The sequence below is a fragment of the Pantoea sp. X-Soil-ISGK-421 genome, assembly GCF_059730785.1.
The window spans coordinates 3,023,157-3,048,234 of record NZ_AP035979.1 but is presented as its reverse complement, the minus strand read 5'-3'; the positions used below and the strand labels follow the sequence as shown (position 1 = coordinate 3,048,234).

Genomic DNA, 25,078 nt, shown 5'->3' with positions numbered 1-25,078 from the left:
AATCGATTAGCATAAAAGGAAAGTTATATGTTTAATCTCGGATTTTTATGGCTAGCCCTTTCTATTGGTTCGGAAATTACTGGGACATCGATGATTAAAAAAACCCAAGGCTTTAGCAAGCTTGGGCCATCATTGTTAGTTATCTGTGCTTACGGACTCTGTTATTTCGCACTCACTCGAGCGATGAGTACCATTCCCGTTGGGGTCGCTTATTCACTCTGGTGTGGGTTTGGTATTGTCGGCGTAACACTATGCTCAATGCTTATTTATAAACAAAAGCCGGATATCATTGCGGTCGTTGCAATGGTACTTATTATTGCAGGTGGGGTGATAATGAACGTGTTTTCTGCGGGCTGAATGGTCCAAAATCAGGATAATAAAAAAGGCCGCAGTAGCGGCCTTATTAGTAAATTGAGAAAGTTATTCGCTCACTTTCTTTTTCAGATCGCTGGCACCTTCTTTGGTTTTATTCCAGCCTTTCTGGGTGCCTTCTTTAGTGGCATCCCAACCTTTCTCAGAACCTTCTTTGGTTTTGTTCCAGGCCTTTTGCGTACCTTCGCTGGCTTTGCTGCTCAGGTTATCGCTTTTGCCTTCCGCAGCATGCTTAGCTTTAAGCTGCTGCTCTTTACCTTCATTCTGCGCCTGATGCAGTTTCTCTTTGGCGGTGTTAGCGCCAGCTTGTGCGTTAGCGACGGTTTCATCAGTTGCATGTGTAGTGGCGGCAAAAGCCGAAGAAGCCAGCAGAAGAGCCGATACTGCAATAATTGTCTTTTTCATAATTCCCTCTTTCATGAAATATGTCGTCTTAGGTGTTCATCCTGGCATATGCCGGGATGGAAAGATTTAAGAATAAACCAGGAATGAAAAAGGTCTAGTTTCGTTGGAAAAATCACCAGTAGATAGCATTTTAGGTTGTTGCGGGAAGAGAGGGGAGCCAACTTAGCGACGGCTCTGCAGCATTTACACGATCAATCTCAGCCAGCGACGCTGCTTAATTTGTCGCTGATGCCGCAGTTGTCGATGCATCCAGTTAACGATGAACAAATTAGCCGACGCCTGCCAATTTCTGGAAAATCCTTGTTCGTTAACAAGCGCGCCATCCTGCAACGTTTGTGGAAAGAGGCGCGAGCTAAGAATTTCTATCGACGCCTTTTCAGGCTCAACAGTGGCGCAATGTGCAGCAATTGCGCACCAAAGTCGGCAATCAGGGATTGAACGTTACGCTGGTAACGTTATGGAATCCGGCTGGCAATAAAAACGCGACTGCAGAAGCGTTCATGACGAGTTTGCCTGAGTATGGAGCTGCGTCTATTCTTCATCGCGTTCTTTAGCGGCTCGCTGACGATCGTAGAACTCATCTTCGGCGGAGATGATCTCATCCATTAGTGAATTCATATCCACTTCATGCAACTCTTCAACGAAGAGACCGGTGAGCGGCGTTTCTGGTGTCAGCTTTCCGTCTTCATATAACTGCCAGATCTCTTTCGCATAGCGTGTCTGCAAAATTTGTGGAGCAAATTGCCCGTAATAGGCGGTGATGTTATTCACATCACGTTCAAACATCGACTCAGCATGGTTGTTTGCTGCAGCATCAACAGCCTGTGGCAAGTCGATGATCACTGGCCCGTTGGCGTCTTGCAGCACGTTAAACTCTGACAGATCGCCATGAACAATGCCGGCGCATAGCATGCGCACGATATTGCGGATCATAGTATCGAAATCCTTCATGGCGTTCTCTTCGGACAAGAACACATCGCTTAGGCGTGGAGCGACCAGGCCTTCAGCATCTGTGACCAGTTCCATCAACAATACGCCGTCGATACAAATGTAGGGCTGCGGAACGCGCACGCCAGCATTAGCCAGGCGGAACAATGCATCAACTTCAGCGCTTTGCCAGGTCTCTTCTTGCTGCTTGCGTCCGAATTTGGAACCTTTCTGCATAGCACGTGAATTGCGGCTATTACGGACCTTACGTCCTTCCTGATACTGAACGGCCTGTTTAAAACTTCGCTGCGCGGCGTCCTTGTACACTTTGGCACATTGGATCTTGCCGCCAGTTAAAACTGTATAAACGTCAGCTTCTTTGCCGCTTCTTAGTCTTTGTAGTACTTCATCTACCAAGCCATCATCGACGAGAGGCTGGAGTCTATTTGGGATTTTCATGCGAGTCGCCTTGAAAGAGTCCAGATACAAAAAAGCCCGCAAGGCTTGCGCCATACGGGCTCTTAGGACTACATCGGATGACTCTGGTAATCACCGATGGAGAATTTTGGTGGAGCTGGCGGGAGTTGAACCCGCGTCCGAAATTACTACACCGTCGGCACTACATGCTTAGTCAGTCTTTACATTCGCCGGCCAGCTGCGGACAGACACGCCACTGACAAACTAGCCTGATTAGATTTAGTGCTTCAACCCCAGGCAAGGCATCCACACGATCTCTTTTGGGTTTGACCTCTCTTGATCCCCGTCTTAAGAGCGGAAGCTAGGGAGAGAGGGCTTCAAAGCAGGTTATTAAGCTGCTAAAGCGTAGTTTTCGTCGTTTGCGACTATTTTTTTGCGGCTTTTTACGAGGCAAACCGCCCCTCGGCATGCTCCTAAGGCTTCACAATCCCGTCGAGTCCAGAATCAGCCCCAAGAAATTTCAATACTACAGAAAAGAAACGTTGAAATCCAGTACTTAACGTTTTGAATTCTTCATAATACGTGCTTTATCCATCTTCCATTCACGTTCTTTGACGTCGTCACGCTTGTCATGTTCTTTCTTGCCGCGCGCCACACCGATTTTCAGTTTGGCCCAGGCATTTTTCCAATACATCGACAGTGCTACCACGGTAAAGCCTTCGCGGTTAACACGTCCGTAAAGCGAATCGAGTTCGCGTTGTTTCAGCAGCAACTTGCGGCTGCGCGTGGGATCACACACCACATGCGTTGAAGCCACCGCCAGCGGCTGGAAAGTAGAACCGAACAGGTAAGCTTCACCATCGCGCAGCAGAATGTAGCTATCGCTGATGTTAGCCTTACCGGCACGGAGTGATTTAACTTCCCATCCTTGTAACGACATACCCGCCTCGAACTCTTCTTCAATGAAGTATTCATGACGTGCGCGTTTATTGAGGGCAATAGTGGCTGAACCGGGTTTGTTAACTTTTTTCTTTGTCATAGTGCGGCGTAGTCTACATCACTCAGTTTATGGGCGCATCCCCTGTCCTGCAGGGCGGTAAAAAACACTCCATTTTAGCACAGCAAGCAAAGCCGTGAATTTTTGTTTGGTAACCGAAAATGGTATTATTCAATGGTTTTGTGATGAACAGGAACCATTATGGCCCAGATTAGCCGTTCAGCGCTGGTCCCTTATAGCGCTGAGCAGATGTACCGTCTTGTGAATGACGTGGATGCGTATCCTCAGTTTCTGCCGGGTTGCACCGGCAGTCGTGTGCTGGATAACAGCGGAGATCAAATGACCGCGGCCGTTGATGTCTCGAAAGCAGGCATCAGTAAAACCTTCACCACACGAAATACACTGATCAGCAATCAAAGTATCTTGATGCAGTTAGTGGATGGCCCATTCCGTAAATTGACCGGCGGCTGGCATTTCACCTCATTAGGGGATGATGCCTGCAAAGTTGAGTTGAACCTTGATTTTGAGTTCACCAACATGTTGGTAGAAATGGCATTTGGCCGCATCTTTAAAGAGCTGGCAAACAGCATGGTGCAGGCGTTTAGTCAGCGCGCGAAAGAGGTTTACCGTGCCTGATATCAGCGTGGAAGTGGTTTACGCATTGCCGGATAAGCAGTATTTGCGTGCCGTAACGCTAGATGAAGGCGCAACGGTTGAACAAGCGATAAAGGCGTCTGGCTTGTTGTTGCTGCGTAAGGATATCGATTTAAGCACGAACAAAGTCGGTATTTATAGCCGCCCGGTAAAATTGAGTGATGCAGTGCAGGATGGTGATCGCATTGAGATCTATCGTCCGCTGATTGCCGATCCGAAAGAGTTACGGCGTCAACGCGCAGAGCGCTCAGCTGAAAAGAAATAGTCAGAAAGCAAAAACTAAAAAAGGCGCTCAAGCGCCTTTTTTATTGCCATTCACTTAGCCTTCTTTGCCGGTGAGTTTCGGCTTGTTATCGATGTTGGTCAGCGTTCCGTTGCTGTCGAAAGTCAGCGTCAGCGTCTGCTGTTTCACACCTTCATGGCCGGGTTCCTGACGAAACACGTAATACCAAACGTTGCTGCCAAACGGATCGCGCATCATCGGTGTACCGAGTGTGTAGGCGACCTGCTGCTGCGTCATGCCGTTATGAATCTTCGACACATCGTTGGCGACCAGGTAATTCCCCTGATTGATATCCGGACGATACACAACGCGCTCAAGGGTGGAACATCCAGCGGTCATCATCAACATTACTACTGCCGCGGCAGTCAGCGTTTTACAGCGCATCTATACATTCCTTTTCTGGGGCCAAACGCCTTTCAGCAGGCTATTTTTTTGCCATCAAATTCTGAACTCTGCCTGCGGCAGGCTTTATTACTCAGACGACATAACTGCCGATGATAATAAACCTTTTCGCTATTTGAAACCTCTACAGAGCAAGCATATGACCACCAGCCGGGAAAAAAGTGCTGAATCAGGCAGCTAAAAGTTCTTTGGCGTTAGCCAATGTATTACGAGTGACTTCGCTACCACCTAGCAAACGGGCCAACTCTTGCAAACGTGCGCGTTTATCCAGCGGCTGCATATGCGTTTCGGTCATCGCGCCATCGGTCTCTTTGCTGACGAAGAAGTGCTGATGACCGCAGCCGGCAACTTGCGGCAGATGCGTAACGCACATCACCTGCGTGGACTCGCCCAGTTGTCGCAGCATTTGGCCAACCACTGCGGCGGTTGGGCCGCTGATCCCGACATCCACCTCATCGAAGATCATCGCTGGCGTTTCCATTTTCTGTGCGGTAATCACCTGAATCGCCAGTGCGATACGTGACAGCTCACCGCCTGACGCCACTTTGCCCAATGGCTGAAGTGGTTGACCTGGGTTGGTGGTGACACGGAAATCAATGCGTGTTGCGCCATCAGCGGTGAGTTGGTCTGCATTAAACTCCAGCACAATGGCAAATTGGCCGTGCGGCATCGCCAGAGTACGCATGCTTTGGGTAATTAACTGGCTCAGCTCCTGTGCCGAATGCTCACGCAGTTGGTGCAGATTTTCAGCACTGGCTAACGCGGCTTTATGGTGAGCGACAACGTCAGCCTGCAGAGTTTCCTGGTCGCTCTCTTGCTGTGAAAGCAGCTCTGCCTCGTCCAGCAGTTGCTGATAAAGCACCGGCAATGTTTCAGGTGAGACATGATGCTTACGTGCCAGCGCGATCTGCCGTGACAGGCGCTGCTCCAGCTCATGCAGGCGATTGGGATCGAGGTCCAGACGTTCGCAGTAATGGCGCAGTTCATCACTGGCTTCACTGAGCTGAATCGCGGCTTCTTCCAGCAGATTGAACACGCCACTGACTTTATTATCCAGCGTCACGAGTTCACCCAGCATGTGGCGGGCGCTATACAGCAGGCTCTGCAGGTTGGTGTCATCCCCATCAGCGAGAATGTGCAGCGCTTGCTGGCTGGTAGACAGCAATTGGCCGCTGTTGGCTAAACGTTTGTACTCTTCATCAATCTGTTCGAATTCGCCCAGCTGCGGGGCAAACTCATTGAGTTCTTTCAACTGATACTGCAGCAGCTCGCGACGTGATTCGCGCTCTTGTGATAGCTGCTGATGTTGTGCCAGCGCGCGGCAGCTCTGATGCCAGCGCTGATAGTGCTGACGCATGTCAGACAGCAAATCATCGTGGGCTGCATAAGCATCCAGCAGATGTTTTTGGTGATCGGATTTGAGCAGCAACTGGTGGGCATGCTGGCCGTGGATCTGAATCAGCAACTGACCTAATTCACGTAACTGCGATAACGGTACCGACGTGCCGTTGATAAAGCCGCGCGAACGACCATCTGCGCTAATCACACGACGCAGCAGACATTCATTGCCTTCATCCAGCTGATTCTCCACCAGCCAGCGCTGCGCGGAAGGGGACGTTTTGAGTTGGAAGCGTGCGCAGATATCAGCGCGACTCGCCCCCTGACGCACCATATCTGCTTCAGCGCGGCCACCCAGACACAGGCCCAGCGCATCAATAGCGATAGATTTACCTGCGCCGGTTTCACCCGTGATCGCCGTCATACCCCGATGAAAGTCGATCTCCAGTTCACGAACGATAGCAAAGTTACTGATGGTCAGTTGTGCCAGCATAGAATCACCTGTATGTAAAAACAGATATGGTTTTACATACAGTATATCCTGGTTTTTTATACAGTAAAGTGGTCGGCGCTGATTTTCAGAACAATTTTTTTGACCAACCCAGTTTTGAACTTAACGTATTAAAATAATTGTAATTTTTAGGATGGATAAGATTGAGATGATTGGCGCTGCGGCGAATCAGTACATCTTCACCTTCCTGAATCGGCAAGGCAATCTGACTGTCGCAACTGATCTCCAGATCGCTGCGCAGGGAAGAAAAACGTAGCCGAATGGTACTGCTACTGTTGATCACCAGCGGACGCGCAGAAAGCGTATGTGGGAACATCGGCACCAGCGTAATGGCGTCCAGTGACGGCGTTAGAATGGGGCCGCCAGCCGAAAGCGAATAGGCGGTAGAGCCGGTCGGCGTGGAGATAATTAAGCCATCGGATCGCTGTGAAAAGGCAAACACCTCATCAATATAAACTTCGAATTCAATCATGTGCGCGACTTTACCTGGGTGCAGCACCACTTCGTTGATGGCGCTACCAATGCGCGGTGAGCAATCTTGTTTGCACACCTGCGCCTCCAGTAAGAAGCGACTCTCAACAAAGTAATCACCCTGCAGCACATCATCAAGCTGTTGCTGAGCATTGTCAGGATCGAGATCGGTAAGAAAACCAAGGTTGCCACGGTTAATGCCAATCACTTTGATGTCATAGCGCGCCAACACGCGCGCGGCGCCAAGCATATTGCCATCGCCGCCAACGACAACGGCCAAGTCGGCACGTTGGCCAATGTCGGCCAGGCTGCCGGTTTGGGCATTTTTCAAATCCAGTTCGCGCGCAATCTGCTGCTCAACAATCACCTCATAACCCTTTGCCGTTAGCCAGCACCAGAGCATTTCATGGGTGGTTAACGCGGTAGGATGGCGCGGATGGCCGACAATCCCGATGCAGTTAAAGTGTTTGTTCATTTAGCGCGAGTTCCTTATAAGCCAAAACGGCCAGGCAATGTGATGGGTTTACTTGAAACCGTCAAACTGATCCCCATAATAAGCCAACCAGCGAGATGAATGTGCAAAACGCGGAGAAATTCATGAGTAGTAAAGAACAGAACACCCCAAACGAGCAAGTCTCAGACGAAATTCAACAGGATCAGCAGCACGTGGACGCAGAGACAACCGCTGAGGTGGATCCACGTGATGAGCGTATCGCGCAACTGGAAGCCGAGTTAGCCGTTTCGCAGACCGGCGTGCGTGATGCACAGTTGCGTGCGCAGGCGGAGATCGAAAATATCCGTCGCCGTGCTGAAATGGATGTGGAAAAGGCGCACAAGTTTGCGCTGGAAAAATTTGCCAACGAGTTGCTGCCCGTGATCGATAGCCTGGAGCGCGCGCTGGAAGTAACAGATAAAGGTAATGCTGAACTGGCTTCGATGATTGAAGGTATCGAGCTGACGCTTAAATCGCTGCTGGGCGCAGTACGTAAGTTTGGCGTGGAAGTTGTGGGTGAAACCAACGTGCCGTTCAATCCAGAAATTCATCAGGCAATGTCAATGATGGAATCAGAGGATATGGCGCCAAATCACGTACTGATGGTAATGCAGCGCGGTTATACCCTCAACGGTCGCCTGTTGCGTCCGGCGATGGTTGCAGTGACTAAAGCGAAAAGCTAATTGGTTGCTGTAATGACAACGGCCGCGTAATGCGGCCGTTTGTATTTTTAAGGCAGCACGGGCATCCAGTCGATCGGCCTTTGACCCGACTGGCTCAGCAGCGCATTAGCCTGCGAGAAGTGTTTACTGCCAAAGAAGCCTCGATGTGCAGAGAGCGGAGAAGGGTGCGGCGCTTTCAGCACATGATGACGTTGCGTATCAATGATGCTGCCTTTCTTCTGCGCGTGCGAACCCCATAGCAAGAAAATCACGCCTTCGCGATGCTGATTAATCACGCTGATGACGTTATCGGTAAAGGTTTCCCAGCCAAAGCGCGCATGGGAATGTGCCTTACTGGCTTCCACCGTTAACACGGTGTTCAACAGCATCACGCCTTGCGTCGCCCAGCTTTCAAGAAAACCATGCCTTGGACGCACAAAGCCCGGAATATCCTGTTCTAACTCTTTGTACATATTCAGCAGTGACGGTGGGATCGCCACGCCCGGCTGGACGGAAAATGCCAGTCCGTGCGCTTGGTTTGGGCCGTGATAGGGATCCTGACCCAAAATCACCACTTTGATATCGCCCAGTTCGGTTAGCCGAAAGGCATTAAACACATCCTTCTGTGGCGGATAAACCATTACGCCTGCAGCGCGTTCATTGGCGACCGCTTTTAGGGTTTCCACAAAGTAAGGTTTCTCTTTCTCTTCAGCCAGCACGTCGTGCCAGGTCAGCTTCTCAGCCATCATTGACTCCCTGCAAAATAGTGCGCCTAGCTTAACGTGTCGGACTCGACAGCAGAAGGGTAAAAATAATTTGAAAATTTACGCAAAAAGTTAATTTTGAAATTGTTATAAATCAGATTGTTAGATTTTAAGGAATGAACTGCGCTGGGGGGAAATTGATACAGGTCAAAACGGCGGGTTTCATGCAGTGATATACCACAGCATTCCATATCGTAATGAACCTCGTTGTCCTGTTGCGACAACGTAAAGCCTTGGAGAACTACTATGATTACCGGCATTCAAATTACTCAGGCAAATAATCCACAGCTGTTGAACTCTTTCTGGCTGCTGGACGATGATAAAGCTGAAGCGCGCTGCCTGTGCGCGAAAGGGGATTTCGCAGAAGACCAGGTTGTTGCTATCAGCGACCTTGGTGAAATCGCTTACCGTGAAATTCCACTTGAGCAGAAACCACAGGTGCGTATTGAAGGTGGTCAGCATCTGAACGTTAACGTGCTGCGCCGGGAAACGCTGGAAGATGCTGTCAAGCATCCGGAAAAATACCCACAATTAACCATTCGCGTTTCCGGCTATGCCGTACGCTTTAACGCGCTGACGCCAGAGCAGCAGCGTGACGTGATTACACGTACATTCACCGAAAGCCTGTAATTGCAGCGCTGACGAAAAGACACACAGCAATACAAGCCGCGCCAGTGCAGATTGGTGCGGCTTTTTTTATGGCATTGGTTTAGGGAGAAAGGGGGGCTGAAGTGAAATTCATAGCCAAAGCGTTATTTCGCTACGCTTAAATAAAAAAATCGCCCCAAAGGAGGCGATTAGATAGGACATGTGCTGTTTTATTCCGCACCGGACTCTGGTGTATTGCTGCCGCTTGGCTTGCGGCGTTTACCGACATTTTTGGTATCGCGATGGCGTTTTTTAACGCGCGGTTTCTCTTCTTCTTTCTCTTTCAGCTCTTTACGCTTCGCAAGCGCCTTTTTCGACGGTTTTCCGGTCACTTTGGCACTGGGTGCGCGGCTTTCTGGACGCAACTCATCAATCACTCGCGCCTTTAAGGGCTCATTTACGTAACGGGTGATTTTGCCCAGCAGCACGTGGTCGTGTGCTTCAACCAGAGAAATTGCCGTGCCTTTGCGACCCGCACGTGCGGTACGGCCGATGCGGTGTAAATAGGTATCGGCGGTGCGCGGCAAATCGTAGTTAATGACGTGCGAGATATCGTCAATATCGATACCGCGTGCGGCAACGTCGGTGGCGATCATCACCTTAACGCGGCCATCATTCATACGTTTGATCGCTTCGTTACGGTTTACCTGCACCATTTCGCCTTCAAGATAGCTGGTGCGAATGCCCGCTTCATGCAGCCAGGTGACCAGTTCGTGCAGACGCTCGCGTTTACGCACAAATACGATAACGCGCGTGGCATCGGGCTGTTTCAACAGGTGAATCAGCAGCTTGTTTTTATGCTCAAGATCATCGGCGCGGTAATACCACTGCTGAATCTTTTTGCGTTCGCTTTTGCTTGGGTCGGCCTCAATAAACACCGGCTCGTTCAGCAAACGCTCGGCAAAATCTTTAATATGCTCGCCTTCAAGCGTCGCCGAGAACAACAGCGTCTGTTTGCGCCAGCGAGTTTCAGCGGCGATGGTTTCGATGTCTTGCGCGAAGCCCATATCGAGCATGCGGTCAGCTTCATCGAGAATCAGCGTTTCAACTGCACGGCAGTCAAAGTTCTCTTCTTTGATGTACTGCAGTAAACGGCCGGTGGTGGCGACCACGATATCCTGGTTTTCGCTAAACACTTCGGCATGGTTCATATATGCCACGCCACCGGTGATGGTCGCGATATCCAGATGCGTGTGTTTAGCCAGTTCGCGCGCGTGATCGGCAACCTGCATTGCCAGTTCGCGGGTGGGAGTCACAATCAGAATACGCGGCGGGCCTGATTTTTTGCGCGGGAAATCGAGCAAATGCTGTAAAGCGGGCAGCAAAAATGCTGCAGTTTTCCCCGTCCCGGTTGGAGCCGAACCCAGAACGTCACGGCCTTCCAGCGCGGCAGGAATGGTCTCGGCCTGAATAACAGTAGGGCGAGTAAAGCCTTTTTCCTGCAAAGCTTGTAGCAGGCTTTCGTCGAGTTCGAGTTCGGAGAATGTGGTTACGGTCATGGTCTACCTCAGTTTGGGGCGCTGATTATAGACAGAACGAATATAATCTTCATCTGTTTGTGTAGGTATTACAGGCGCAGGTGAATTCCTATCGCCACCACGTTACACTTTCGGCAGTAAAAAATTCAATGGTAGTGAAGTATGTCTCAGGACCAACCGCCGGCGCGGCCGACGTTAAGAAAAGATGGTTTTACCTTCAAGCAATTTTTCGTGGCGCACGATCGCTGTGCAATGAAAGTGGGCACAGATGGCGTTTTACTCGGTGCATGGGCACCGATTGCAGGTGCACGGAGCATCCTCGACATTGGCTGTGGTAGCGGACTGATCGCGCTGATGCTGGCCCAACGCACGTCAGATCAGGTTGAGATTGATGCGGTTGAACTGGAAGCCAGCGCTGCGCAGCAGGCGCAGGAAAATATGCAGGCTTCGCCGTGGGCGGATCGCATCCATGTGCACCATCAGGATATTGTCAGCTGGAGCGAGCAGTGTGAAAAACGCTTTTCGCTGATTGTCAGTAACCCGCCCTTTTTTGCGCCCGGCATGGCAACGGGCAGCGTGGCGCGTGATACCGCGCGCAGCACTGCAACACTTGATCATCACACGCTACTGCGCTGTGCTGCGCAGTTGATTGAAGAAGAAGGGCTCTTTTGCGTGGTGCTGCCTGCAGAAGCCGGCGAAGCGCTGACTTCACTGGCGCTGGCGGACGGCTGGTACCTGCGTTATCGCTACGATGTCGCCGCCTATGCCCAGCGTCCACCAAATCGTGTGGTGTTAGGTTTTTCACCGACCTCAGGCGAAACGTTACAGGAACGTCTCGCTATTCGTGATGAAGATAAAAGCTATTCAGCGGATTGGCTAAGCCTGGTTAAAGATTTCTACCTGTTTCGCTAGCGCTCAGGCTGCAGGATGGTGGGTAACGCCTCATCCAGCAGCTCGGGATTGTCGAGGGTAAAGTGCAGCCCGCGACTTTCCTTGCGCGCCAGCGCACAGCGCACCATCAGTTCGGCAACCTGCACCAGATTGCGCAGTTCCAGCAAATTGTTAGACAGGCGGAAATGTGCGTAATACTCATCGATCTCCTGCTGCAGCAAATTAATGCGCCGCAGTGCGCGCTCCAGACGTTTGGTGGTGCGCACAATGCCCACGTAGTCCCACATAAATAGCCGCAGTTCATGCCAGTTGTGTTGAATCACCACGCGCTCATCGGCATCATCAACGCGACTTTCATCCCACGCGGGCAGATGTTCCACCGCAGCGACATCCGGCAGGCGAGCGATCATGTCCTCTGCCGCTGACCAACCGTAAACCAGGCACTCCAGCAGGGAGTTAGAAGCCATGCGATTTGCGCCATGTAAGCCGGTGTAGCTCACTTCACCAATGGCATAAAGGCCGTCAACGTCTGTGCGTCCTTGCTGGTCAACCATCACGCCGCCGCAGGTGTAATGCGCTGCAGGCACTATCGGAATCGGCTGTTTAGTGAGATCCAGGCCAAAGGTCAGCAATTTTTCATAAATCATCGGGAAGTGCGCGCGCACAAAACTTTCCGGCTGGTGGCTAATGTCGATATACATGCAATCGACGCCCAGGCGTTTCATCTCATGGTCGATTGCGCGCGCAACAATATCGCGCGGCGCCAGTTCAGCCCGCTCATCAAAGTCAGGCATGAAACGCGTACTATCTGGACGCAACAGCCATGCTCCTTCACCACGTAGCGCTTCGGTTAGCAGGAAGTTCTGCGCTTGCGGATGGAATAAGCAGGTGGGATGGAATTGGTTGAATTCGAGGTTCGCCACGCGGCAACCCGCACGCCACGCCATTGCAATCCCATCGCCGGAGGCCACATCCGGGTTCGTGGTGTATTGATACACTTTCGCTGCGCCGCCAGTGGCTAATACCACGGCGCGCGCGCGACAGGTTTCCACCTTTTCGCGCTTGCGGTTCCAGATCCACGCGCCGACTACACGACGTTTCCCGGGCAAACCAAGCTTATCGGAGAGAATCAAATCCACCGCATTGGTGCGTTCGATAATACGAATATTGGGATGGCTCAGCGCCTGACTCACCAGCGTGGTTTCCACCGCGCGTCCAGTGGCGTCCGCGCTATGCAGGATACGGCGGTGACTGTGCCCGCCTTCGCGTGTGAGATGGTAACGTGCTTCGCCGTCAACCTGCGGTTCTTTATCGAATGCCACACCATTATCAATCAGCCATTGCACGCAGTGACGCGCGTTGCTGGCGATAAAGCTCACCGTATCGCGGTCGCATAAGCCTGCTCCGGCAACGAGCGTGTCTTCAACGTGTGATTCGATGCTGTCTGTTTCATCAAACACCGCCGCAATCCCGCCCTGCGCATACAGCGTTGAGCCCTCATTGACCTGCGCTTTACTCAGCACGGTAACCTGATAATGCGGCGCTAAGCGCAGCGCTAACGATAAACCTGCCGCACCGCTGCCTACGATGAGTACATCACACTGATATTCTGGGAGAGAAGTCATGCTGTTTAATTTACTAAACAAAAGGTCGTTTGAGCATAAGCCGGGATGGGGAAGTTGTGAAGTATTTTGAACAATCTGCGGCGGGGAATTCTTTATCTGGTGTAGATATTAACGTGAATTCAGTAAGTTAACTCTGAAATTGAACTGAATGTGTTTTTTATATCAAACACTCTGAAAATTCAGGTAATAAAGGTGAAAATGACGGCGTCATAAGGTACTCTGCCAGCGATTATCGGTGCCGCAAAAGACACCACCAGCGTGGCAAGTCGCTACACTGAAAGACAATCAACAACAATGATGTCGTGGTTCCGATACGGAAAAATTCAGGTCGTAGTGAACTTCAGGCCATCAGGTCACTCTAAGCGCATGCTTGCTCAGAATAATGAGATGTGCTGGCAGTTCACTTACGCATAAAAAAGTTTTGGGGAGATATTACCTCGGATGAGCGAGCAGTTAACGGATCAGGTTCTCGTTGAGCGGGTTCAGAAGGGAGATCAAAAGTCCTTTAATTTACTGGTGATTCGATACCAGCATAAAGTGGCGAGCCTGGTTTCACGCTATGTTCCTTCAGGCGATGTGCCTGATGTGGTTCAGGAATCTTTTATTAAAGCGTATCGTGCACTGGAATCGTTCCGTGGCGACAGCGCCTTTTATACATGGCTGTACCGCATCGCGGTGAACACAGCGAAAAATTATCTGGTTGCTCAGGGGCGTCGTCCGCCATCCAGTGATGTGGATGCTATCGACGCAGAAAATTTCGAAAGTGCAGGTGCGCTGAAAGAAATATCGAACCCTGAGAACTTAATGTTGTCTGAGGAACTGAAACAAATCGTCTTTCGCACCATTGAGGCGCTTCCCGAAGATCTTCGTATGGCCATTACCCTTAGGGAATTGGATGGTTTAAGTTACGAAGAGATTGCCGTCATCATGGATTGTCCGGTCGGTACCGTACGTTCGCGTATCTTCCGTGCACGAGAGGCTATTGATAATAAAGTTCAACCGCTTATCCAACGTCAGTGATAACGGCTACTGGAAGGGTACCAAAGCATGCAGAAAGAAAAACTTTCCGCTTTAATGGATGGTGAAACTTTAGATAACGAGCTGATGGCATCGTTGTCGAAGGATGCGGATCTTCAGCAAAGCTGGGAAAGCTACCATCTCATCCGCGACACCTTGCGAGGTGATATCGGAGAAGTGCTGCATTTTGATATCTCCGCACGTGTGGCTGCGGCCATCGAAAACGAGCCGGCACGCAAAATCACTCCGCTGATTCCTGAAGCGCAGCCTGAGCCGTCACGTTACGAGAAGATGCCGTTCTGGCGTCGTGGTGGTAGCTGGGCGGCACAGCTGACGCAGGTCGGTGTCGCTGCTTGTGTATCACTGGCGGTGATTGTCGGGGTTCAGCACTACAACAGCTCACCAACTGGCAGCGCCACCGAAGCGTCCGATTCACCGGCATTTAACACTTTGCCGATGATGGGTAAAGCGTCACCCGTTAGCTTAGGCGTGCCTTCTGAAGCGTTCGACACCAACAGCTCTAATCAGCAGGTGCAAGAACAGCGTCGTCGCGTCAATGCTATGCTGCAGGATTATGAACTGCAACGTCGTCTGCATGCCGATCAGGTTCAGTTTGAGAAAAACGATCCGCAACAGGCTCAGGCTAATGTTCCCGGAAATCAGTCGTTAGGAACTCAGCAGCAGTAATGAAGCAGCTTTGGTGTGCCGTTAGCCTGCTGGCAGGCAGCCTGTTTTGCTCATCTATCGCCTCGGCGCAGACTTCTGCGTCCGGGGCGTTGTTGCAACAGATGGAGCAGGCAAGCCAGAACCTCAACTACGAATTTGCCTACATCAATGTCTCGCGTCTTGGCATTGAATCTCTGCGTTATCGTCACGCGGTAATCGACAATCGTATCTTTGCCCAACTGTTGCAGATGGATGGGCCGCGCCGTGAAGTCATCCAGCGTGGAAATGACATCAGCTATTTTGAGCCGGGATTAGATCCTTTCTCGCTGCCGGGCAATCACATAATTGATGCGCTACCAGGTTTGATGTTCGCTGACTTCTCTCGCTTGGGTGAGGCCTACGATTTCATTCCGGTTGGCCGCTCGCGTATGGCCGATCAAATGTGCGAAGTGGTGCGCATTGTGTCACGCGATGGCACGCGCTACAGCTATGTAGTGTGGCTGGATGTGGATACCAAATTGCCGCTGCGTATCGATCTGCTTGATCGTGACGGCGAAACGCTAGAGCAGTTCCGCGTGATCAGTTTTGCCGTTGATGAAGGTGTGCGCAATCTGATGCAAGGGCTGGAAAAGGCCAACTTGCCGCCGACGCTGTCACTGCCGGCCGGTGACAAAGTTGAACTCAGCTGGCAGCCAAACTGGCTTCCGGCGGGCATGAAACTGATATCACAAAGCCGCCGCGATATACCGTCGATGAACAAAACCGTTGAGTCGCGTCTGTACAGCGATGGCTTATTTAGCTTTGCCATCAACATTACGCCAGCAGATAAAAGCAGCAGTGTGCAGGCATTGCGCACTGGGCGTCGTACGGTGCAGACAGAAGTGCGCAATAATAATGAAATCACGGTGGTGGGCGAGTTACCGCCAGCCACTGCCAAACGTATTGCGGACAGCATAGATTCGGGTTCACCAAAATGATGAGAGAATGGGCCACCGTTGTGGCGTGGAAAGAAGGCATAGCCACACTGCACACGGAAGCAAAAACGTCGTGTAACAGCTGCTCGGCGCGCAAAGGCTGCGGCAGCCACGCACTTAATCATCTGGGACCCAAAAATGCCCACGTGATGACTATCGCCAGCGTGGAGCCGTTGCAACCCGGCCAGCGCATTGAGCTTGGCATTCGTGAAAGCAGCTTGTTAGGTTCCGCCTTGCTGGTTTACATGACGCCGCTGTTTGGCCTGTTTGTGCTTGCTGGCATTTTCCAGATGCTGTTCGCGAGCGATCTTGCTGCGGCCTGTGGCGCGCTATTAGGCGGTATTGGCGGCTTTATCGTGGCGAAAGGTGTCTCGAATGTATTCGGCGATCGCGAAGCATTTCAGCCGGTGATTCTCAGCGTTGCGTTACCGCCCGATGCGTTGCGCGTGGAAAGCGAAGTTTGATCCCCAGCAGGCCGCATCTGATGCGGCCTTTCTCATTCGGCTTAACCGCTGAAATCTGTTGCGATTCCCCACAGTTCCATTCTTTAACGCGCGGCGTTAACAGTGTAATATGCGTCGTCATTAATGAGGCCGACAGGGTTCCGGGTAAAGCTCACTTTCCTGAATGTGTCCGTGCTCAAGTTTCCCACTGATTTTCTACGTGAAGATATTCATATAAATGAAGCACATACGAAATTTCTCCATCATCGCTCACATTGACCACGGCAAATCAACGCTCTCTGACCGTTTGATTCAAATTTGTGGTGGCCTGAGCGATCGTGAGATGGCGGCGCAGGTTTTGGATTCCATGGATCTGGAACGTGAGCGCGGCATTACCATCAAAGCGCAGAGCGTAACGCTCGATTACAAAGCGCTGGACGGTGAAACTTACCAGCTCAATTTTATCGATACTCCCGGTCACGTTGACTTCTCCTATGAAGTTTCCCGCTCGCTGGCGGCATGTGAAGGAGCATTGCTGGTGGTCGATGCAGGGCAGGGCGTTGAAGCACAGACGCTGGCAAACTGCTACACCGCAATGGAAATGGATCTGGAAGTGGTACCGGTACTGAACAAAATCGACCTGCCTGCCGCCGATCCTGAGCGCGTAGCGGAAGAGATTGAAGATATTGTCGGCATTGACGCTACCGATGCGGTGCGTTGCTCGGCGAAAACCGGCGTCGGCGTGCCCGATGTGCTGGAGCGACTGGTGCGTGACATTCCACCGCCAGAAGGCGATCCAGAAGGTCCGCTGCAGGCGTTGATCATCGATTCCTGGTTCGATAACTACCTTGGCGTGGTGTCGCTGATCCGTATTAAGAACGGTACGCTGCGTAAAGGCGACAAAGTTAAAGTGATGAGTTCTGGTCAAAGCTATAACGCGGATCGTCTTGGCATCTTCACGCCGAAGCGCGTTGATCGCAACGAGCTGAACTGCGGTGAAGTTGGCTGGTTAGTGTGTGCGATTAAAGACATCCTCGGCGCACCCGTGGGCGATACGCTGACCCTGCAGCGCAATCCGGCAGATAAAGTGTTGCCTGGCTTCAAAAAAGTGAAGCCACAGGTTTACGCCGGTCTGTTCCCGATCAGCTCTGATGACTATGAAGCATTCCGTGATGCGCTGGGCAAATTGAGCCTTAACGATGCGTCACTGTTCTACGAGCCAGAGAGCTCAACGGCGCTGGGCTTCGGTTTCCGTATCGGCTTCCTCGGTCTGTTGCACATGGAGATCATTCAGGAGCGTCTGGAACGTGAATACGATCTGGATCTGATCACCACCGCGCCAACCGTGGTGTACGAAGTAGAAACCACCGACGGTGAAACGATCTATGTCGATAGCCCGTCGAAGCTGCCACCGCTGAATAATATTGCAGAACTGCGCGAGCCGATCGCTGAGTGTCATATGCTGCTGCCGCAGGAGTTCCTCGGTAACGTCATTACGTTGTGTATCGAAAAACGTGGCGTGCAAACCAACATGGTTTACCACGGCAAGCAGGTTGCGCTGACTTATGAGATCCCGATGGCGGAAGTGGTGCTCGACTTCTTCGACCGTCTGAAATCAACCTCGCGCGGTTATGCCTCGCTGGATTATAACTTCAAACGTTTCCAAACCTCTGACATGGTGCGTGTCGACGTGATGATTAACTCAGAACGTGTTGATGCGCTGGCGCTGATTACTCACCGTGATAACTCACAATATCGTGGCCGCGATTTGGTAGAGAAGATGAAAGATCTGATCCCACGTCAGCAGTTTGATATTGCGATTCAGGCGGCAATCGGCAACCACATTATCGCTCGCTCAACGGTAAAACAGCTGCGTAAAAACGTCCTGGCGAAATGCTATGGCGGTGACGTTAGCCGTAAGAAGAAACTGTTGCAGAAGCAGAAAGACGGTAAGAAGCGAATGAAGCAGGTCGGCAACGTTGAGCTGCCGCAGGAAGCATTCCTTGCCATTCTGCATGTCGGTAAAGACAGCAAATAAGGATTTTTAATGGCTAACATGTTCGCCCTGGTTTTAGTGATCGCCACGCTGATCACTGGCGTTATCTGGTGTATCGATCGCTTTAAATGGGCACCGGCGCGTCGTGCGAAGCAAGCTGCCGCGCAAGCGCAGGCTGGCAATGCACTTGATAGCAAAACGCTGGCGAAAGTTGCCGCGCAGCCGGGTTGGGTAGAAACCACGGCATCGGTGTTTCCGGTGCTGGCGGTGGTATTAATCGTACGTTCGTTTATTTTTGAGCCGTTCCAGATTCCATCAGGCTCAATGATGCCAACGTTGCTGATTGGCGACTTTATCCTCGTGGAGAAGTTTGCTTACGGCATTAAAGATCCGATTACCCAAACCACGCTGATTCCAACTGGCCATCCACAGCGCGGCGATGTAGCGGTATTTAAATACCCGAAAGATCCAAGCGTCGATTACATTAAGCGTGTGATTGGCTTGCCAGGCGACAAAGTGGTGTTTGATCCCTACAGCAAAACCCTGACCATCAATCCGGGTTGTAGCAGCGGCAACTGCAATACCGCGCTGCCGGTGACTTATACGAATGTTGAGCCAAGCAACTTCATTCAAACCTTCAGCGGCTTTGATGGCAATGAAACCGGCAACGGCTTCTTCCAGGCGCCGCAGGGTGAAACCATGAAGGGCGGTCTGCGTCTCGGTACCCGTAAAGAGACATTGGGCAGCGTAACGCACGATATTCTGCTGGTAAACGAGGCGCAAAGTCAGGCAAGCATGTATTATCAGCAGCCGGGCCAGCCGCAATCCACCTGGATTGTGCCGCAAGGGCAGTATTTCATGATGGGCGATAACCGCGATAACAGCGCCGACAGTCGCTACTGGGGCTTCGTGCCCGAGAAGAATCTGGTCGGCAAAGCGGTGGCTATCTGGATGAGCTTCGAGAAACAAGAAGGACAGTGGCCTACCGGCGTGCGCTTTAGCCGCATTGGTGGGATCCACTAATTAGCTTCAAAAAAGGTTGGCCTTCCGTAAGGGAGGCCAGTGCACACGAAACAGAACAGGTTGGAACCGCAGCCCTGTTTCGTATGCAGTGACAGACGCACAGAACAACTGGAATAGCATGAACCCCATCGTCATTAATAAGCTGCAGCGCAAACTGGGCTACACTTTTACTCATCCGGATTTATTGCAGCAGGCATTGACGCACCGTAGTGCCAGCAGCAAACACAATGAACGTCTTGAATTCCTTGGCGATTCTATTCTTAGCTACGTGATCGCCAATGCGCTTTATCACCGCTTCCCGCGCGTGGACGAAGGCGATATGAGTCGCATGCGTGCCACGTTGGTTCGTGGGAATACGCTGGCGGAAATGGCGCGAGAATTCGACCTCGGCGAATGTTTACGCCTTGGTCCGGGCGAGTTGAAAAGCGGCGGTTTCCGTCGTGAATCTATTCTCGCGGATACCGTTGAAGCCTTGATTGGCGGCATTTTCCTTGATAGCAGCATTCAAACCGTCGAAAAGTTAATTCTCGACTGGTATCACTCGCGACTGGAAGCCATCAGCCCTGGCGATAAGCAAAAAGATCCGAAAACGCGCCTGCAAGAGTATTTGCAGGGACGTCATCTGCCGCTGCCTTCGTATTTGGTGGTGCAGGTGCGTGGCGAAGCCCACGATCAGGAATTCACCATTCACTGTCAGGTGAGTGGCATGGCAGAACCGGTGGTGGGCATTGGCTCCAGCCGCCGTAAAGCCGAGCAAGCAGCTGCCGAACAGGCGTTAATTAAGCTTGGCCTCGAATAAATAGTCACATCGCAGCGTCGAAAGCGGCGCTGCCCAAGTCAGGACTCGAATGAGCGAACTCGAAACATATAGCGGCTTTGTCGCGATCGTAGGCCGACCAAACGTCGGTAAATCCACTTTGCTGAACCAGTTGCTGGGGCAGAAAGTGTCGATCACGTCACGCAAGCCGCAAACCACGCGTCACCGTATTATGGGCATCCACACGGAAGGCGCTTATCAGGCGATCTATGTGGATACGCCAGGGCTGCACATGGAAGAGAAGCGAGCGATCAACCGCTTGATGAACCGTGCGGCCAGCAGCTCCATCGGTGATGTTGAGCTGGTGATCTTTGTGGTTGAAGGCACGCGCTGGACGCCAGACGACGAAATGGTGCTCAACAAGCTGCGTGATAATCAGGTTCCTGTGGTATTGGCGATCAACAAAGTCGACAACATTCAGGATAAGAGTATTCTTTTGCCTCATCTGCAGTTCCTCAGCCAGCAGATGAACTTCCTCGAAATCGTACCGATCTCTGCGGAAAGCGGCAAAAATGTTGACGCTATTGCGGCGATTGCACGCAAATGCCTGCCAAAATCTGAGCATCATTTCCCAGAAGATTATGTCACCGACCGCTCGCAGCGTTTTATGGCATCTGAGATCATCCGTGAAAAACTGATGCGCTTCCTTGGCGCTGAGCTGCCTTATTCCGTTACCGTAGAAATTGAGCAGTTTGTCTCTAACGATCGCGGCGGCTACGACATCAATGGTCTGATTCTCGTTGAGCGCGAAGGCCAGAAAAAGATGGTCATCGGCAATAAAGGCGCCAAGATCAAAACCATCGGCATTGAGTCACGTAAAGACATGGAAGAGATGTTTGAGGCGAAAGTGCATCTCGAACTGTGGGTTAAAGTGAAATCTGGCTGGGCGGACGATGAACGTGCGCTGCGCAGCTTAGGTTACTCTGACGAAGGGTAATCGATGGAAGGCTGGCAACGCGCCTTTGTGCTGCATAGTCGCCCTTACAGCGAAACCAGCCTGCTTCTCGATCTATTCAGCGAAAGCGAAGGGCGCGTCCGCGTCCTTGCCAAAGGTGCCCGCTCGCGCCGTTCGCAACTGAAAGGTGCACTGCAACCCTTCACGCCACTGCTGGTGCGCTGGGGCGGACGCGGTGACGTCAAAACGCTACGCAATGCCGAAGCCGTTTCGCTGGCATTGCCGCTCAGCGGCATCACGCTCTACTGCGGACTCTACGTCAACGAACTGCTGTCGCGCGTGCTGGAGCAGCAAATCCCTTTCTCTGACATGTTCTTCGATTACCTGAATTGCATCCAAACTCTGGCGGCAGGCAACGGCTCGCCTGAACCGGCGCTGCGTCGGTTTGAGCTGGCGCTGCTTGGGCATCTCGGCTACGGCGTCGATTTCCTGCATTGTGCCGGCAGCGGCGAAGAAGTTGCCGATGGCATGACCTACAGCTACCGTGAAGAGAAGGGCTTTATCGCCAGTTTAGTGGTCAATCAGCGTAGCTTTACCGGCCGCCAGCTGCGTGCATTATGGGAACGTGAATTCCCCGATGCTGATACCTTGCGCGCCGCCAAACGCTTTACGCGTATGGCGCTGAAGCCCTATCTTGGCGGCAAACCGCTAAAGAGCCAGGAACTGTTTCGCCAGTTTGTGCCAAAAAAGAAACCCGATGTGGCAAACGACTAGCGCTGGTCGTACCGCCTGATATAGTCAGCGCGGTACACTGCAAACACACTGAACACATTTAAGGATTGTCATGGCTGAGTTGCTGTTAGGCGTCAACATTGACCACATTGCCACCGTACGTAACGCACGTGGCACAAACTATCCCGATCCGGTGCAGGCCGCGTTTGTTGCTGAGCAGGCCGGTGCCGACGGCATTACCGTGCATCTGCGTGAAGATCGTCGCCACATTACCGATCGCGATGTGCGCATCCTGCGTGACACCATTCAGACGCGCATGAATCTGGAGATGGCGGTGACTGACGAGATGATCGACATTGCCTGCGAAATCCAGCCGCACTTCGTTTGTCTGGTGCCGGAAAAGCGTCAGGAAGTGACGACCGAAGGCGGATTGGATGTGGCGGGTCAGCAGGACAAAATTAATGCCGCGGTGCGCTTGTTGAGCGACGCAGGTATTCTGGTGTCACTGTTTATTGATGCCGATCACCGCCAGATTGAAGCCGCCGTAGCCAGTGGCGCACCTTATATCGAAATTCACACCGGCGCCTATGCCGAAGCGCCAGAAGGTCTGGCGCGCCAGGCTGAACTGTCACGCATCCGTAAAGCCGCAACCTTCGCCGCCAGCCTTGGTCTGAAAGTGAATGCCGGCCACGGTTTGACCTATCACAACGTACAACCGATTGCTGCACTGCCAGAAATGCATGAACTGAATATCGGCCATGCAATCATTGGTCGCGCACTGTTCAGCGGTCTGGCTGATGCGGTCAGCGAAATGAAGCAGCTGATGCGGGAAGCACGTCGCTAATGGCGATTCTCGGACTCGGTAGCGACATCGTCGAGATCGAACGTATCGCGGGAGTGATCGAACGCTCCGGCGATCGTTTGGCCCGCCGCGTATTAAGCGAAGCCGAGTGGCAGCAATATCAGGCGCACCAGCAACCGGTGCGCTTCCTTGCCAAGCGTTTTGCGGTGAAAGAGGCGGCAGCGAAAGCGTTCGGCACCGGCATTCGCGGTGGCCTGGCCTTCAATCAGTTCGAAGTATATAACGATGCGCTGGGCAAACCGGGGTTACGTTTCTTTGAGCAAGCCAAAGTGATTGCCAGTCAGCTCGGTGTGAGGCACGTACATGTGACCTTAGCAGATGAACGCCATTACGCCTGTGCGACGGTAATTATCGAAGATTAATGGTGCAACACCACAAACTTCTCCCACAGCGCCTCGCGACTCTCCGGGTGCTGTGGATCAGCAATAATGGTGTTATCAATCGGGCAGACGCTTTGGCAGGTCGGCACATCATAATGGCCCACGCACTCGGTGCAGCGGTCAACATCAATCTCATAGATCGCATCGCCTAAGCTGATTGCCTGGTTTGGGCATTCAGGTTCGCACATATCGCAATTGATGCATTTGGTGGTAATGAGCAGAGCCATAGCGGAAATCCAATAACAGCATAAACGGCGCGGGTATTATACGCGCCTCATCTCATCAGACCAGCTTTTTCACCAACTCTTCGCTGTGACGGATATGGCTTGATGCGCGTTCCGGATCGTTTTGTACCAGCGCCATAAACAGCAGATCCGTGAGCGCCAGCTGCGCGCTGGTCGACGATATCGCCGCGCTGCGCGTGCTCTGTTCCTCAGCCACGGTATAGAGGCAAACCGTGGCACTCTGCTGCAGCGCATTTGGCGTAAAGCCGGTAAAGGCCAGCACATCGGCGCCGACCTGCACCGCTTCCTGCGCCGCCAGGTTAATTTCGCGTCGTTCGCCGGTATAGGAAATGGCCAGCAACACATCGCCCGGCGCCATTGCTTGCACGCTGGCCAGCAAAGCGTGCATATCCTGCTCCGCCACCGCATTGATGCCGATTTTCATTAGCTTCCATGAAAAATCTTTCGCCACTAAACCGGACGCGCCGATGCCGACCAGTAAAATACGATTGGCATTTTTCAGTAGCTGTAAGGTTTGCAGCAGTTTCTCTTCGCTATTGATATCCAGCGTGGCGCGGATCGCCGAGATTTTTTCGGTCAGCAGCTTTTCGCCCACCACTTTGAGTGGGTCATCGCTAAGAATATGGTTATGCACAGTAATCGCATCGCGATCGGCCATCGATTCGCTCAGCGCCAGCTTCAGCGCCGGAAATCCTTTATAACCCAGTTTCTGGGCAAACTTCACCACGCTGGACTGGCTAACCCCCGATTCCTCGGCAAGTTTTTGTGAACTGAGATGCCGTGCACGATCCGGCTGCGACAGCAAAAAATCCGCCAGCCGGCGCTCATTTAGCGCCAGTCGAGGGTAAAGCTGACGAATGCGCAGCAATGAACTCATGGTTCGATCCTTAATTCTTTTATCCGCAAACAGCGCGTAAAGGCGAAGAATAAACTATTCAAATGGCATTGTAGTCACTGGAATTAAAAATAGCAGCTTTCGCCTCGAACGCCGAAGCTGGCTACACTGTAGTGCAGAAACCGCGAAGGATAGAGAAGGAGTGCTGTTTGACTAAGGGTACACAACGACGCGTGGTGTTTTTCGATCTCGATGGCACGCTACATCAGCAAGACATGTTTGGCACCTTTATGCGCTATCTGCTGCGACGTCAGCCGATCAATCTGCTATTGGTGGTGCCGCTGTTACCGGTAATTGGTCTTGGCATGCTAATCAAAGGCCGCGCCGCACGCTGGCCGATGAGTTTACTGCTGTGGGCGATTACCTTCGGCCATAGCGAATCACGTCTGCGCCAGCGTGAAGCGGAATTCGCTGAGTGGTTCCGCCAGCGCGTTACTGCGTTTCCGGTAGTGCAGCAGCGCCTTACCGACTATCTCAGCAGCAACGATGCCGATGTCTGGTTAATTACCGGTTCGCCGCAGTCGCTGGTGGAGCAAGTCTATTTTGACTCGGCCTTCTTACCGCGGGTACAGCTGATCGCCAGCCAGATGAAACCGGGCCGTGGCGGACGCTTGCTGTCGATGCGCTGTCTCGGCCATGAAAAGGTGGCGCAGCTCGAAGAGAAAATCGGCACACCTCTACAGCTGTATAGCGGCTACAGCGACAGCAAGCAGGACAACCCGCTGTTGTTCTTCTGTCAGCATCGCTGGCGAGTTACGCCGCGCGGCGAGTTGCAGCAGCTGGAATAACGCTTCG

At 52.1% G+C, this 25,078-nt stretch carries 29 protein-coding genes and 1 other RNA gene; 18 read left to right on the top strand and 12 right to left on the bottom strand.

Features of this window, described 5'->3' with window-relative positions; all coding sequences use genetic code 11:
• Window positions 1-27: 27 nt before the first annotated feature.
• The gene (locus AC6I8K_RS14170; RefSeq protein ID WP_064739600.1) at window positions 28-357 is read left to right on the top strand and encodes a DMT family transporter; all 330 of its coding nucleotides are present in this window, start codon (window positions 28-30) and stop codon (window positions 355-357) included.
• Window positions 358-420: 63 nt separating this feature from the next.
• On the opposite strand, the gene AC6I8K_RS14165 is transcribed toward AC6I8K_RS14170, so the two are convergent.
• From AC6I8K_RS14165 to smpB, 4 genes are all read right to left on the bottom strand, one after another.
• The gene (locus AC6I8K_RS14165; RefSeq protein WP_064739688.1) at window positions 421-777 is read right to left on the bottom strand and encodes a KPN_00521 family repetitive protein; all 357 of its coding nucleotides are present in this window, start codon (window positions 775-777) and stop codon (window positions 421-423) included.
• 531 nt (window positions 778-1,308) lie between these two features.
• Window positions 1,309-2,163, bottom strand: a complete 855-nt coding sequence (locus AC6I8K_RS14160; RefSeq protein ID WP_064739599.1) for a PA4780 family RIO1-like protein kinase — start codon at window positions 2,161-2,163, stop codon at window positions 1,309-1,311.
• Between the two features lie 107 nt (window positions 2,164-2,270).
• Window positions 2,271-2,633, bottom strand: a transfer-messenger RNA (tmRNA) gene (ssrA, locus tag AC6I8K_RS14155).
• Window positions 2,634-2,677: 44 nt separating this feature from the next.
• Entirely contained in the window at window positions 2,678-3,160 is a 483-nt protein-coding gene (gene smpB / locus AC6I8K_RS14150) for an SsrA-binding protein SmpB (RefSeq protein WP_007886141.1), read from the bottom strand.
• 159 nt (window positions 3,161-3,319) lie between these two features.
• On the opposite strand from smpB, the gene AC6I8K_RS14145 reads away from it, so the two are divergent.
• Window positions 3,320-3,754, top strand: coding sequence for a type II toxin-antitoxin system RatA family toxin (locus AC6I8K_RS14145; RefSeq protein ID WP_008101549.1), 435 nt, complete (start codon window positions 3,320-3,322; stop codon window positions 3,752-3,754).
• Entirely contained in the window at window positions 3,747-4,037 is a 291-nt protein-coding gene (locus AC6I8K_RS14140) for an RnfH family protein (protein ID WP_064739595.1), read from the top strand. The genes AC6I8K_RS14145 and AC6I8K_RS14140 overlap by 8 nt, the downstream gene beginning before the upstream one ends.
• A 54-nt stretch (window positions 4,038-4,091) precedes the next feature.
• On the opposite strand, the gene bamE is transcribed toward AC6I8K_RS14140, so the two are convergent.
• The 3 genes from bamE to nadK form a co-directional block, all read right to left on the bottom strand.
• A complete protein-coding gene (bamE, locus tag AC6I8K_RS14135) occupies window positions 4,092-4,439 on the bottom strand; it encodes an outer membrane protein assembly factor BamE (protein ID WP_064739594.1) in 348 nt (115 codons plus the stop codon).
• Window positions 4,440-4,626: 187 nt separating this feature from the next.
• Window positions 4,627-6,288 (bottom strand): DNA repair protein RecN, encoded by a 1,662-nt coding sequence (recN, locus tag AC6I8K_RS14130; RefSeq protein WP_483815985.1) that lies wholly within the window; start codon window positions 6,286-6,288, stop codon window positions 4,627-4,629.
• A gap of 85 nt (window positions 6,289-6,373) precedes the next feature.
• On the bottom strand, window positions 6,374-7,252 hold the full coding sequence (gene nadK / locus AC6I8K_RS14125; RefSeq protein ID WP_497826926.1) for an NAD(+) kinase: 879 nt from the start codon (window positions 7,250-7,252) through the stop codon (window positions 6,374-6,376).
• A gap of 122 nt (window positions 7,253-7,374) precedes the next feature.
• On the opposite strand from nadK, the gene grpE reads away from it, so the two are divergent.
• On the top strand, window positions 7,375-7,953 hold the full coding sequence (gene grpE, locus AC6I8K_RS14120; protein ID WP_483815984.1) for a nucleotide exchange factor GrpE: 579 nt from the start codon (window positions 7,375-7,377) through the stop codon (window positions 7,951-7,953).
• A 47-nt stretch (window positions 7,954-8,000) separates the two neighbouring features.
• Here grpE and ung read toward each other — a convergent pair whose 3' ends face one another.
• The gene (gene ung, locus AC6I8K_RS14115; RefSeq protein ID WP_497827252.1) at window positions 8,001-8,678 is read right to left on the bottom strand and encodes a uracil-DNA glycosylase; all 678 of its coding nucleotides are present in this window, start codon (window positions 8,676-8,678) and stop codon (window positions 8,001-8,003) included.
• A gap of 264 nt (window positions 8,679-8,942) precedes the next feature.
• Between ung and grcA the strand changes: the two genes are divergently transcribed.
• Window positions 8,943-9,326: an autonomous glycyl radical cofactor GrcA gene (gene grcA, locus AC6I8K_RS14110; RefSeq protein WP_061718019.1), complete on the top strand. Its 384-nt coding sequence runs from the start codon at window positions 8,943-8,945 to the stop codon at window positions 9,324-9,326.
• A gap of 188 nt (window positions 9,327-9,514) precedes the next feature.
• Here the strand turns inward: grcA and srmB are convergent, their stop codons facing one another.
• Entirely contained in the window at window positions 9,515-10,843 is a 1,329-nt protein-coding gene (gene srmB, locus AC6I8K_RS14105; protein ID WP_483815983.1) for an ATP-dependent RNA helicase SrmB, read from the bottom strand.
• A gap of 141 nt (window positions 10,844-10,984) precedes the next feature.
• On the opposite strand from srmB, the gene trmN reads away from it, so the two are divergent.
• A complete protein-coding gene (gene trmN, locus AC6I8K_RS14100) occupies window positions 10,985-11,734 on the top strand; it encodes a tRNA(1)(Val) (adenine(37)-N(6))-methyltransferase TrmN (protein WP_064739588.1) in 750 nt (249 codons plus the stop codon).
• On the opposite strand, the gene nadB is transcribed toward trmN, so the two are convergent.
• On the bottom strand, window positions 11,731-13,338 hold the full coding sequence (nadB, locus tag AC6I8K_RS14095; RefSeq protein ID WP_497826925.1) for an L-aspartate oxidase: 1,608 nt from the start codon (window positions 13,336-13,338) through the stop codon (window positions 11,731-11,733). The two genes, trmN and nadB, sit on opposite strands and share 4 nt — an antisense overlap.
• 441 nt (window positions 13,339-13,779) lie before the next feature.
• Here nadB and rpoE point away from each other — a divergent pair, with 441 nt between their 5' ends.
• The 11 genes from rpoE to acpS all read left to right on the top strand — a co-directional run bounded on the left by rpoE (window position 13,780) and on the right by acpS (window position 23,125).
• Complete coding sequence (gene rpoE / locus AC6I8K_RS14090; protein ID WP_007886161.1) at window positions 13,780-14,358, top strand: RNA polymerase sigma factor RpoE; 579 nt, start codon at window positions 13,780-13,782, stop codon at window positions 14,356-14,358.
• Window positions 14,359-14,385: 27 nt separating this feature from the next.
• On the top strand, window positions 14,386-15,042 hold the full coding sequence (gene rseA, locus AC6I8K_RS14085) for an anti-sigma-E factor RseA (RefSeq protein ID WP_064739586.1): 657 nt from the start codon (window positions 14,386-14,388) through the stop codon (window positions 15,040-15,042).
• Window positions 15,042-15,998, top strand: coding sequence for a sigma-E factor regulatory protein RseB (gene rseB, locus AC6I8K_RS14080; protein WP_064739585.1), 957 nt, complete (start codon window positions 15,042-15,044; stop codon window positions 15,996-15,998). The genes rseA and rseB overlap by 1 nt, the downstream gene beginning before the upstream one ends.
• The gene (gene rseC, locus AC6I8K_RS14075; RefSeq protein WP_483815982.1) at window positions 15,995-16,459 is read left to right on the top strand and encodes a SoxR-reducing system protein RseC; all 465 of its coding nucleotides are present in this window, start codon (window positions 15,995-15,997) and stop codon (window positions 16,457-16,459) included. The genes rseB and rseC overlap by 4 nt, the downstream gene beginning before the upstream one ends.
• Window positions 16,460-16,676: 217 nt before the next feature.
• On the top strand, window positions 16,677-18,476 hold the full coding sequence (lepA, locus tag AC6I8K_RS14070; protein ID WP_064739583.1) for a translation elongation factor 4: 1,800 nt from the start codon (window positions 16,677-16,679) through the stop codon (window positions 18,474-18,476).
• Between the two features lie 9 nt (window positions 18,477-18,485).
• Complete coding sequence (gene lepB, locus AC6I8K_RS14065) at window positions 18,486-19,457, top strand: signal peptidase I (RefSeq protein ID WP_064739582.1); 972 nt, start codon at window positions 18,486-18,488, stop codon at window positions 19,455-19,457.
• Window positions 19,458-19,575: 118 nt separating this feature from the next.
• On the top strand, window positions 19,576-20,256 hold the full coding sequence (gene rnc / locus AC6I8K_RS14060; protein ID WP_064739581.1) for a ribonuclease III: 681 nt from the start codon (window positions 19,576-19,578) through the stop codon (window positions 20,254-20,256).
• 49 nt (window positions 20,257-20,305) lie between these two features.
• Entirely contained in the window at window positions 20,306-21,211 is a 906-nt protein-coding gene (gene era, locus AC6I8K_RS14055; RefSeq protein WP_176971031.1) for a GTPase Era, read from the top strand.
• Between the two features lie 3 nt (window positions 21,212-21,214).
• Entirely contained in the window at window positions 21,215-21,943 is a 729-nt protein-coding gene (gene recO / locus AC6I8K_RS14050) for a DNA repair protein RecO (protein WP_008101510.1), read from the top strand.
• Window positions 21,944-22,013: 70 nt separating this feature from the next.
• Window positions 22,014-22,745, top strand: coding sequence for a pyridoxine 5'-phosphate synthase (pdxJ, locus tag AC6I8K_RS14045; RefSeq protein WP_483815981.1), 732 nt, complete (start codon window positions 22,014-22,016; stop codon window positions 22,743-22,745).
• Window positions 22,745-23,125 carry a holo-ACP synthase gene (gene acpS / locus AC6I8K_RS14040; RefSeq protein ID WP_064739578.1) on the top strand — a complete coding sequence of 127 codons (381 nt, stop codon included), beginning with the start codon at window positions 22,745-22,747 and terminating at the stop codon, window positions 23,123-23,125. Before pdxJ ends, acpS begins: the two co-directional genes overlap by 1 nt.
• Here acpS and AC6I8K_RS14035 read toward each other — a convergent pair.
• Both AC6I8K_RS14035 and AC6I8K_RS14030 read right to left on the bottom strand, forming a co-directional pair.
• Window positions 23,122-23,370 (bottom strand): YfhL family 4Fe-4S dicluster ferredoxin, encoded by a 249-nt coding sequence (locus tag AC6I8K_RS14035; protein ID WP_064739577.1) that lies wholly within the window; start codon window positions 23,368-23,370, stop codon window positions 23,122-23,124. The genes acpS and AC6I8K_RS14035 overlap by 4 nt on opposite strands.
• 55 nt (window positions 23,371-23,425) lie before the next feature.
• The gene (locus AC6I8K_RS14030) at window positions 23,426-24,265 is read right to left on the bottom strand and encodes a MurR/RpiR family transcriptional regulator (RefSeq protein WP_064739576.1); all 840 of its coding nucleotides are present in this window, start codon (window positions 24,263-24,265) and stop codon (window positions 23,426-23,428) included.
• Between the two features lie 167 nt (window positions 24,266-24,432).
• Between AC6I8K_RS14030 and yfhb the strand changes: the two genes are divergently transcribed.
• Window positions 24,433-25,071 carry a phosphatidylglycerophosphatase C gene (gene yfhb / locus AC6I8K_RS14025; RefSeq protein WP_064739575.1) on the top strand — a complete coding sequence of 213 codons (639 nt, stop codon included), beginning with the start codon at window positions 24,433-24,435 and terminating at the stop codon, window positions 25,069-25,071.
• The last annotated feature ends 7 nt before the right edge of the window (window positions 25,072-25,078 follow it).

Coding starts and splice junctions, on each gene's coding strand:
- grpE (WP_483815984.1), top strand. CDS start 7,375: ATGAGTAGTAAAGAACAGAACACCCCAAACGAGCAAGTCTCAGACGAA.
- AC6I8K_RS14035 (WP_064739577.1), bottom strand. CDS start 23,370: ATGGCTCTGCTCATTACCACCAAATGCATCAATTGCGATATGTGCGAA.
- smpB (WP_007886141.1), bottom strand. CDS start 3,160: ATGACAAAGAAAAAAGTTAACAAACCCGGTTCAGCCACTATTGCCCTC.
- rnc (WP_064739581.1), top strand. CDS start 19,576: ATGAACCCCATCGTCATTAATAAGCTGCAGCGCAAACTGGGCTACACT.
- ung (WP_497827252.1), bottom strand. CDS start 8,678: ATGGCTGAGAAGCTGACCTGGCACGACGTGCTGGCTGAAGAGAAAGAG.
- AC6I8K_RS14030 (WP_064739576.1), bottom strand. CDS start 24,265: ATGAGTTCATTGCTGCGCATTCGTCAGCTTTACCCTCGACTGGCGCTA.
- srmB (WP_483815983.1), bottom strand. CDS start 10,843: ATGACCGTAACCACATTCTCCGAACTCGAACTCGACGAAAGCCTGCTA.
- AC6I8K_RS14145 (WP_008101549.1), top strand. CDS start 3,320: ATGGCCCAGATTAGCCGTTCAGCGCTGGTCCCTTATAGCGCTGAGCAG.
- rseC (WP_483815982.1), top strand. CDS start 15,995: ATGATGAGAGAATGGGCCACCGTTGTGGCGTGGAAAGAAGGCATAGCC.
- nadK (WP_497826926.1), bottom strand. CDS start 7,252: ATGAACAAACACTTTAACTGCATCGGGATTGTCGGCCATCCGCGCCAT.
- trmN (WP_064739588.1), top strand. CDS start 10,985: ATGTCTCAGGACCAACCGCCGGCGCGGCCGACGTTAAGAAAAGATGGT.
- AC6I8K_RS14170 (WP_064739600.1), top strand. CDS start 28: ATGTTTAATCTCGGATTTTTATGGCTAGCCCTTTCTATTGGTTCGGAA.
- rseB (WP_064739585.1), top strand. CDS start 15,042: ATGAAGCAGCTTTGGTGTGCCGTTAGCCTGCTGGCAGGCAGCCTGTTT.
- bamE (WP_064739594.1), bottom strand. CDS start 4,439: ATGCGCTGTAAAACGCTGACTGCCGCGGCAGTAGTAATGTTGATGATG.
- era (WP_176971031.1), top strand. CDS start 20,306: ATGAGCGAACTCGAAACATATAGCGGCTTTGTCGCGATCGTAGGCCGA.
- recO (WP_008101510.1), top strand. CDS start 21,215: ATGGAAGGCTGGCAACGCGCCTTTGTGCTGCATAGTCGCCCTTACAGC.
- AC6I8K_RS14160 (WP_064739599.1), bottom strand. CDS start 2,163: ATGAAAATCCCAAATAGACTCCAGCCTCTCGTCGATGATGGCTTGGTA.
- lepB (WP_064739582.1), top strand. CDS start 18,486: ATGGCTAACATGTTCGCCCTGGTTTTAGTGATCGCCACGCTGATCACT.
- lepA (WP_064739583.1), top strand. CDS start 16,677: ATGAAGCACATACGAAATTTCTCCATCATCGCTCACATTGACCACGGC.
- rseA (WP_064739586.1), top strand. CDS start 14,386: ATGCAGAAAGAAAAACTTTCCGCTTTAATGGATGGTGAAACTTTAGAT.
- pdxJ (WP_483815981.1), top strand. CDS start 22,014: ATGGCTGAGTTGCTGTTAGGCGTCAACATTGACCACATTGCCACCGTA.
- AC6I8K_RS14165 (WP_064739688.1), bottom strand. CDS start 777: ATGAAAAAGACAATTATTGCAGTATCGGCTCTTCTGCTGGCTTCTTCG.
- recN (WP_483815985.1), bottom strand. CDS start 6,288: ATGCTGGCACAACTGACCATCAGTAACTTTGCTATCGTTCGTGAACTG.
- grcA (WP_061718019.1), top strand. CDS start 8,943: ATGATTACCGGCATTCAAATTACTCAGGCAAATAATCCACAGCTGTTG.
- acpS (WP_064739578.1), top strand. CDS start 22,745: ATGGCGATTCTCGGACTCGGTAGCGACATCGTCGAGATCGAACGTATC.
- rpoE (WP_007886161.1), top strand. CDS start 13,780: ATGAGCGAGCAGTTAACGGATCAGGTTCTCGTTGAGCGGGTTCAGAAG.
- nadB (WP_497826925.1), bottom strand. CDS start 13,338: ATGACTTCTCTCCCAGAATATCAGTGTGATGTACTCATCGTAGGCAGC.